The organism is Streptomyces sp. NPDC047014 (genome assembly GCF_040644195.1).
GTDB lineage: Bacteria > Actinomycetota > Actinomycetes > Streptomycetales > Streptomycetaceae > Streptomyces.
Genome location: NZ_JBEYVX010000158.1, coordinates 1 through 7246, shown reverse-complemented (window position 1 = coordinate 7246; position 7246 = coordinate 1). Strand labels below are relative to the sequence as shown.

Annotated in this window: 8 protein-coding genes; 2 read left to right on the top strand and 6 right to left on the bottom strand. The window is 72.5% G+C overall.

Annotated elements, in window-relative coordinates; genetic code table 11:
• The 4 genes from ABZ873_RS33615 to ABZ873_RS33600 all read right to left on the bottom strand — a co-directional run.
• On the bottom strand, positions 1-797 hold a 797-nt coding region (locus ABZ873_RS33615), incomplete at its 3' end, for an ABC transporter substrate-binding protein (protein ID WP_360880484.1).
• Between the two features lie 279 nt (positions 798-1076).
• Positions 1077-1178, bottom strand: coding sequence for a putative leader peptide (locus ABZ873_RS33610; protein WP_360880487.1), 102 nt, complete (start codon positions 1176-1178; stop codon positions 1077-1079).
• Between the two features lie 157 nt (positions 1179-1335).
• Complete coding sequence (locus ABZ873_RS33605) at positions 1336-1794, bottom strand: Rrf2 family transcriptional regulator (protein ID WP_360880481.1); 459 nt, start codon at positions 1792-1794, stop codon at positions 1336-1338.
• 75 nt (positions 1795-1869) lie between these two features.
• Complete coding sequence (locus ABZ873_RS33600; RefSeq protein WP_360880478.1) at positions 1870-3036, bottom strand: acyl-CoA dehydrogenase; 1167 nt, start codon at positions 3034-3036, stop codon at positions 1870-1872.
• Positions 3037-3421: 385 nt separating this feature from the next.
• Here ABZ873_RS33600 and ABZ873_RS33595 point away from each other — a divergent pair, with 385 nt between their 5' ends.
• A complete protein-coding gene (locus ABZ873_RS33595) occupies positions 3422-3730 on the top strand; it encodes a hypothetical protein (RefSeq protein ID WP_360880475.1) in 309 nt (102 codons plus the stop codon).
• A 7-nt stretch (positions 3731-3737) separates the two neighbouring features.
• Here the strand turns inward: ABZ873_RS33595 and ABZ873_RS33590 are convergent, their stop codons facing one another.
• On the bottom strand, positions 3738-5171 hold the full coding sequence (locus ABZ873_RS33590; RefSeq protein WP_360880472.1) for an amidohydrolase family protein: 1434 nt from the start codon (positions 5169-5171) through the stop codon (positions 3738-3740).
• A 257-nt stretch (positions 5172-5428) separates the two neighbouring features.
• Positions 5429-5965 carry an NUDIX hydrolase family protein gene (locus ABZ873_RS33585; RefSeq protein WP_360880469.1) on the bottom strand — a complete coding sequence of 179 codons (537 nt, stop codon included), beginning with the start codon at positions 5963-5965 and terminating at the stop codon, positions 5429-5431.
• A 187-nt stretch (positions 5966-6152) separates the two neighbouring features.
• On the opposite strand from ABZ873_RS33585, the gene ABZ873_RS33580 reads away from it, so the two are divergent.
• On the top strand, positions 6153-7193 hold the full coding sequence (locus tag ABZ873_RS33580) for a vWA domain-containing protein (protein ID WP_360880466.1): 1041 nt from the start codon (positions 6153-6155) through the stop codon (positions 7191-7193).
• Positions 7194-7246 lie beyond the last annotated feature (53 nt).

Here is a 7246-nt window from a genome sequence, read left to right as displayed (position 1 = left end):
AGGACGGCTTCGACGACGTCGGGGTGCTCCTTGAGGAACTTCTGGGAGACGATGATGTTGGTGATGACGAACTTCTTGTCGGGCCAGAGGCTGGTCTCGTCGAGGAGGACGGTGCCGCCGTCGGAGACGAGCTTGGAGGCGGTGGGCTCGGGGACCCAGGCGCCGTCGATGCTGCCCTGCTTGAAGGCGTCGGGGGTGACCTTGTTGTCGGTGCGGACGACGGAGACGTCGCCCTTGCCGGATTCGGGGTCGACCTTCCAGCCCTTGTCGTTGATCCAGTTGAGGAAGGCGACGTCCTGGGTGTTGCCCTTCTGCGGGGTGGCGATCTTCTTGCCCTTGAGGTCGTCGGGGGTTTTGATCTTTTCGGGGTTGACGACGAGCTTGACGCCGCCGGAGGCGGAGCCGGAGATGATCCGCAGGTTGGTGCCCTTGGACTTGACGTAGCCGTTGATGGAGGGGGAGGGGCCGATGAAGCCGATGTCGAGGGAGCCGCCGTTGAGGGCTTCGATCTCGGAGGGTCCGGCGTTGAAGGACTGGGGCTTGAGGGTGGTGGCGCCCAGTTCCTTCTGGATGAGGCCCTCCTGGAGGCCGACCAGGGCGGTGGCGTGGGTGAGGTTGGGGAAGTAGCCGATCCGGACCTCGGAGGCGGACAGCTTCTTGCCCTCACCGGCCGCGGGCTGGGGCTTGGCCTCGTCCTTCTTCGCCTCGGAACCGTAACCGCAGGCCGTCAGCAGAAGGGGGAGCGTTGCCACGACGGCGAGGGTGCGCAGGGAGTGGATCGGTCTCGAGGCAGACACGAAGGTGTCCTTTCACGGGGTGGATGGGCATACGGGAACGGCTGCGGAACGGACGCGGTACGAGGTCTTCGGCGCGCGGGGCATCGACCGCCGGCGGTCACGGGTGGGACGCGGCGGCGGGGCGGGGGCGAACGCGGCGGGGTGCGGGTGTCACGACGCCTGCCCGGCCCGGCGCACGGTGCGGGACGGCGGGAGCGCCGGAGGCGGAGCCGGCCGGCCGACGGGAGCGGAGGCGGCCGAACGGCGGGGCGGGCGCGCGGAATCGGGCCGCGCGCGGTGTCAGCCGGCCCGACAGATGGAGCTGGACGTACGGCCCAGGTCGATGTGCCGGCGGGTGGTGAGGCGGGGCAGGAGACGGCCCGCGTCGAGCGGCGTGCGCATGGTCACCTCACCTGTTCCCTAGTTTTCCTACCTGGCTGGTAGGCATCTTGACAGAACGCGGCAGCCGCCCCAAGAGGGTGCTCACATCGTGGACGAACGGGTCTTGTCATCCGAGAACCCACAGGTGGGAACGGCCTGAATCAGACGACCCGCATGCTCAGGGGTTGGTCCAGGCGTCGGGAACGTCCGTCAGCGCCGAGACATCGGCGGGCAGTTCGGACGAAGCGACGTCCGCGAGCGAGACCCCGTCCAGGATCTCCCGCACATTGGAGCGCAGGGCGATCCACAGCGGCAGCAGCGCCTGCGCGGGACCCGTGTAGGAGAGATCCGGCGGGCGGACCCCGCGTACCGAGACGAGGGGGCCGTCCACCACGCGGATGACGTCCGCGATGCTGATCTCCGCGGCGGGCTTGGCCAGCCGGTAGCCGCCGTTCCCGCCGCGCTGGCTGAGGACGAGGCCGCCCCGCCGCATGTCGTTCAGGATGCCTTCGAGGAACTTGTGCGGGATGTCCTGGGCATCGGCGATGGCCTCCGCCTTCACCGGGCCGCCGTCCTGGGAGGCGGCGAGCTGCAGTGCGGCGCGCACCGCGTAGTCCGCCCTGGCTGAGATCCGCATGCGGACATTATCCCGCACGGCCCGCCGCACGTCGTACGCGTGGGCGGGCACCTCGCGGGCGGGCTCCGGCGGCCGTCAGAGGTAGGCGGCGGCCACGGCGCGGTGGGAGCCGTTGAGGTAGTGCTCCCCGATGGAGCGCAGCCGGTGCGCGGCCGGGCGGTGGGCCGTCAGGACGCGCGCGTTGCGCCAGAAGCGGTCCAGCCCGGGGGCGTCGGCCAGCTCCAGGACGCGGGTGGTGATGTGCATGGCCGCCCGGGAGGTCACCGTCTCGGCCGTGGCCACCAGCGCGGCGACGGAGGCGGGTTCCTCCGCGTCGAGCAGCCCGCCCGTGGCGAGGGCCCGCGCCATCAGGTCCGTCGCCCGGTCGACCACGGCGCTCGCGGTGTGCGCGGCCGAGGCCAGTTCCCCGTAGGTCAGCAGCAGGTCCGGGTCCTCCCCGGGCAGCCGGTGGGCGCGCCCGCCCCGGCTGAGGTCGCGTACCTCGGTGAGGGCGCCCTCCGCGATGCCGAGGCCGACGTGGCAGAGCGCGAGCCGCAGCGCCGGCTCGGCGAGGGCGGTGAAGGGGGCGGCCGCCTCCTCCTCGTCCGGGCGGCGGCCCAGGACCTGCGACGGCTTGACGCCGACCCGGTCGAGCACGACCTCGCCCGCTCCGGCCACCCGCTGCCCGAGCCGGTCCGGGGCGGTCTCCACCTGTACGCCGCGTGCGCGGGGAGGGATCCGGACCACCAGGACCTCCCCGGTCGCGGCGCAGACGGCGTCCAGCACGATCTGGTCGGCGACGGCCACCGCGGTGTCCACGCTCCGGCGGCCGGTGAGCACGTAGCCCGAGTCGCGGGGTCTGAGGACGAGGTCGGGGCCGTCCGGTTCGCCCTCGGGGGCCGGGGCGCGGACGGCCCCGGTCCACAGCCACTGCTCGCGTACGGAGGCTTCTTCGAGGAGGGCCGCCTCGTGCGGGCCGCCGTAGAAGCGGCCGCTCCAGGCGTGCACGTAGTGGCGGGCGAGCAGGTCGCCCACGGCGCTGTCCGCCGTGGCGATCTCCCGGATGACGGCGCATCCGGTACGCCAGTCCGCGCCCCGGTCCTGACCGGGCGGGGTGAGGGCTGCCAGCAGCCCCGCCTCGCGCAGCCGGGCCCGCTCGTCGACCGGCGGACGGCCCGCCCGGTCACGGGTGATGGCGTCCGCGGCCAGGTCCTCCGCCACGTCCCGCGCGGTGCGCAGGAGCGTGCTCGGTGTCGTCGCCACGGGCGTCACCGACAGGCCGGGGCGCCGGGACGCGGCGCGGGCGCGGGGGCTGGGGGCGGTACGGAGCGGGTCATGTGGGGTTCTCCGGTACGTCGGTGGGGCGATGGGCGGGGGAGGGGCGCGGCGAGCCGTCCGGACGGGGCCGGGCGTGCCGCGTCGACCGAATCCCATATTTCCCATCGGATTGATAGGGATACTCGCCCACGCGTCCGGCCCCAGCAAGACCATGGCCGTATCGTGGACAGCCCCGTCTCGGATGCAGAGACCCGTACGGGGCAGGCCCCGTACGGCCGGAGCGGGAACCGGTGATGAAACCGGCCGCCACGGGTAACCGGAGAATGCGGACGGGCCGTACGGGCCCGCGACGGAAGGCGGCGTACCACCCATGACCCAGGAGACCGACGCGGAGAACGCACCGCACGAGCCGACCCCCGAGGAGCGGGAAGCCCGCGACCGGGTGCGCCTCCGGGCCACGGGCATGACCCACCACGACAGCGCCGAGGCCCTGGAGGCGGCCGAGGAGGCCGCCGGGAAGGACCTGGCCTCGGCGGACCCGGGCACGCGGGCCGAGGTGGCCGAATGGCAGCGCATCACCGACCTGCTCTTCGACCACGGCGGCCCCTACTCGCCGGACACCGACGCCTTCGTCCAGGGCCAGCTCACGGCCCGCGGCAACCAGCGGGCCGCGGGCTGACCGCCCCCTACGCGCCCGCGCGGAGGCGGGCGGCGGCCGCCTCCGCCTCGCGGACGACCCGGGCGGGGTCGACGTCGACCAGCCGGCCGCCGCGTTTCAGCGCGCGGCCGTCCACGAACACGGAGTCGATGTTCTCGGGCCGCCCGTTGAAGACCAGCTGCCCGGTCCAGTCGTAGCGCGGGGCGAAGTTGAGGGCGGCCGGGTCGACGACGAGCAGGTCGGCGCGCTTGCCGGGGGTGAGGGAGCCCACCCGGTCCGCGATGCCCAGGGCCTCCGCCCCGCCCAGCGTCGCCATCCGCAGGACCTCGGGCACCTGCGGGAAGACCCCGGCGTCCGTGGTGCGGGCGCGCTGGAGCCCGATCGCGGTCTTCATCAGCGCGTGGAAGTCGGAGCTGTCATTGGTCCCGCCGTCCAGCCCGAGTCCGACCTTGACGCCGCGCCGCCGGAATTCACCCAGTCGCATGATCCCGGAGGCCAGCCGCATATTGCTCAGCGGGCAGTGGGCCACCCGTACGTCGTGCTCGCCGAGGGCGGCGATCTCGGCGTCGGCCAGGTGGACGGCGTGGTTCACCAGGAGGCGCGGCCCCAGGGCGCCGATGTCGCGCAGGACGCCGAGGGGATCGTCGGCGCGCTGCTCGGGGCGTTCCAGCACATGCGAGTTGAGCATCACGCCCAGCTCCCGCGCCGCCTCCCAGTGCGCCCGGTTGTGGTGTTCGACGGCGCGTGCCGCGTGCGTGGCGACCTGGAAGGACCCGAGGGGCGCCGGGTCGACCAGCTCCCGCTTGACCTCGGTCAGCAGCACCGCGTCGGGCCGGGGCGGGAACATCGCGTAGGTGAAGCGCACCCCGGTGCCGGCGAGGGCCCGTACATAGCTCTCGACGAGCTCGTAGGAGAAGATGTCCACCCAGTCCACCAGGGTGGTCACGCCCGACTGCACGGCGTCGAGGGCGGCGAGCCGGACGAAGCTGCGCACGGCCGCAGGGGTCAGCCGGGCACGCTGCGGGTCCGTACACCCCGCGAACCAGCCGAAGAGGTCCCGGTCGGTGCAGCCGCCGCGGATCGCCGCCTGCCAGAGGTGGGTGTGGGTATCGACGAAGCCCGGCATGACGAGCTTGCCGGAGACGTCCGTCACCGAGGCTCCGGGCGGCCGTGGGAGCGCCGGGCCGACGGCGGCGACGGTGCCGTCCCGGAGCAGGACGTCGGCGTTCTCCAGGGTGCCGAGGGGGCCGTGGCCGAGGGCCGGATCCATGGTGAGGACGAGGGAGGCGCCGCGCAGCAGGACCGGTCCGCCGCCGGGAGCGGGCCGCGGCCCGGCGGCCGGGTCCGGTGCCGCGGGGCGGGCCCGTACACCGAGCATCAGCGGGGTGGCGGCGGCCAGTCCGAGGCCGGTGAGCAGATTCCGCCGGGTGGGGGCCGGCGGCGGGGTGGGGGCGGACTGCATGGCGTGGTACCTCCCGGGGGCGCGGACGGAAGGCCCGCCCGCGCGACGCTCTGACGGTGCGTCGGGCTGGGGCGGGAGAACACACGCAGCATTCCCGGCGGGGGGCGGTTCGACCGGCGCTAGCGGAAAACATTTTCCGTTCCAGTCGGCTAACCGGCCATCTTCGGGAGGCGGGAGGCGGGAGGGCCGGAGTCCGGGCCGGGGCTGAGGGCGGTGGACGGTCGGGCCCGGGGGTCCGGGCCCGGGCCGGACGGATGTCAGAGGACGTGGCCGACGTGCGCGAGAGCCTGTTTCAGCAGGACGCCGTGGCCGCCCGCCATCTCGCCCTGCACCGCCGCCGAGGCCGCCTCCTGCGGGCTGAACCAGGCCAGGTCCAGGGCGTCCTGCCGCGGACGGCAGTCCCCGGACACCGGCACGATGTAGGCCAGCGACACCGCGTGCTGCCGCGGGTCGTGGTAGGGCGTGATGCCCGCCGTGGGGAAGTACTCGGCGATGGTGAAGGGCTGGAGGGAGGCGGGGACGCGCGGCAGGGCCACGGGCCCGAGGTCCTTCTCCAGATGACGCAGCAGCGCGTCACGCACCCGCTCGTGGTGCATGACCCGGCCGGACACCAGGGAGCGGCTGACCGTCCCGTCGGGGCCGATGCGCAGGAGCAGCCCGATGCTGGTCACTTCGCCGCTGTCGTCGACCCGTACGGGCACGGCCTCGACGTACAGGATCGGCATCCGGGCCCGGGTCATGTCCAGCTCGTCCGTGGTGAGCCAGCCGGGTGTGGTCTCGGTGATGTCAGACATCGCCTGATCATACTTTCCGGCCAGCCCTTCGGCCCAGGTCCTGTGTCTGCCAGCCGGGTGGGAGTCGCGCGGGGAGTTGCGGCCGGGCCGCTGCCTCGTCGCCGGAGAGCGCCGGTCGCCGGCCCAGGCCGATTGTCAGTGGTGGGTGCGAGGATCGGAGCATCAAGTCGAAAGAGGGGGAGCGGCCATGTCCGGCAAGCAGAATTTCATCAATCACGTTGCTCTTGTCCTGGACGCGAGTTCGTCCATGTCGAAGCTGAGCGCGAAGGTCGTCGAGGTGGCCGATCAGCAGATCGCCTATCTGGCGCGCCGGTCGCAGGAGTTGGACCAGGAGACCCGCGTCACGGTCTATGTCTTCGCGGACAAGGTCGAATGCGTCATCTACGACAAGGACGTGCTGCGTATGCCGTCCTTGAAGCAGCTCTACCGGGTCGGCGGAATGACGGCGCTGCTCGCCGCCACCCTCAAGTCCCAGCGGGAACTGGCCCAGACCGCCCAGCTCTACGGTGACCACAGCTTCCTGACCTTCGTGCTGACCGACGGCCAGGAGAACGCGAGCCACCGCTGCCCGGACGCCCCCAGCAGGGATCCGCGCGAACTGGTGCGCGCCGTGGCCGAGATGATCGAGACGCAGCAGGACAACTGGACGCTGGCGGTGCTCGTACCGGACCAGATGGGTAAGCGCGAGGCCGTGCAGTGCGGTTTCCCGAAGGACAATGTCGCCATCTGGGACGCGACGAGCACGCAGGGTCTGGAAGAGGCCGGACAGGTCATCCAGCAGGCCACCGAGAAATTCATGGTGGGCCGCACCAAGGGAATCCGCGGTTCGCGCGCGGTCTTTTCCACGGGCGCGGACGCGGTGAACAAGGAGACCATCGCGGCGGCCGGTCTGACCCCCGTGGATTCCTCGCAGTACCAGCTGATTCCCGTCGCCCGGGACGCGGCGATCCGGGAATGGGTGCTCGAATCCGGCCACACCTACCGCACCGGCTGCGCGTTCTATCAGCTGAGCAAGTCGGAGAAGATCCAGGCGCAGAAGCAGATCGCCGTCCTGGAGAAGAAGACGGACCGGGTGTACACGGGGCCGGCCGCCCGCGCGCTGCTCGGCCTGCCCAGCGCGGAGGCCCGGGTGAAGCCCGACCAGAACGACGAGTTCACCATCTTCGTGCAGAGCACCAGCGTGAACCGGAAGCTGGTCCCGCAGACCCGCCTGCTCCTGATGGTCTGACGGAAAAGGCCCCGCGGGGGCGGGGCCGGGGCGGCCCGCCGGCCCGTGCGGGC

Bases quoted from the DNA above. Each gene is read 5' to 3' on its own strand.
- ABZ873_RS33580 (WP_360880466.1), top strand. From the start codon at position 6,153: ATGTCCGGCAAGCAGAATTTCATCAATCACGTTGCTCTTGTCCTGGAC.
- ABZ873_RS33605 (WP_360880481.1), bottom strand. From the start codon at position 1,794: ATGCGGATCTCAGCCAGGGCGGACTACGCGGTGCGCGCCGCACTGCAG.
- ABZ873_RS33610 (WP_360880487.1), bottom strand. From the start codon at position 1,178: ATGCGCACGCCGCTCGACGCGGGCCGTCTCCTGCCCCGCCTCACCACC.
- ABZ873_RS33585 (WP_360880469.1), bottom strand. From the start codon at position 5,965: ATGTCTGACATCACCGAGACCACACCCGGCTGGCTCACCACGGACGAG.
- ABZ873_RS33595 (WP_360880475.1), top strand. From the start codon at position 3,422: ATGACCCAGGAGACCGACGCGGAGAACGCACCGCACGAGCCGACCCCC.
- ABZ873_RS33590 (WP_360880472.1), bottom strand. From the start codon at position 5,171: ATGCAGTCCGCCCCCACCCCGCCGCCGGCCCCCACCCGGCGGAATCTG.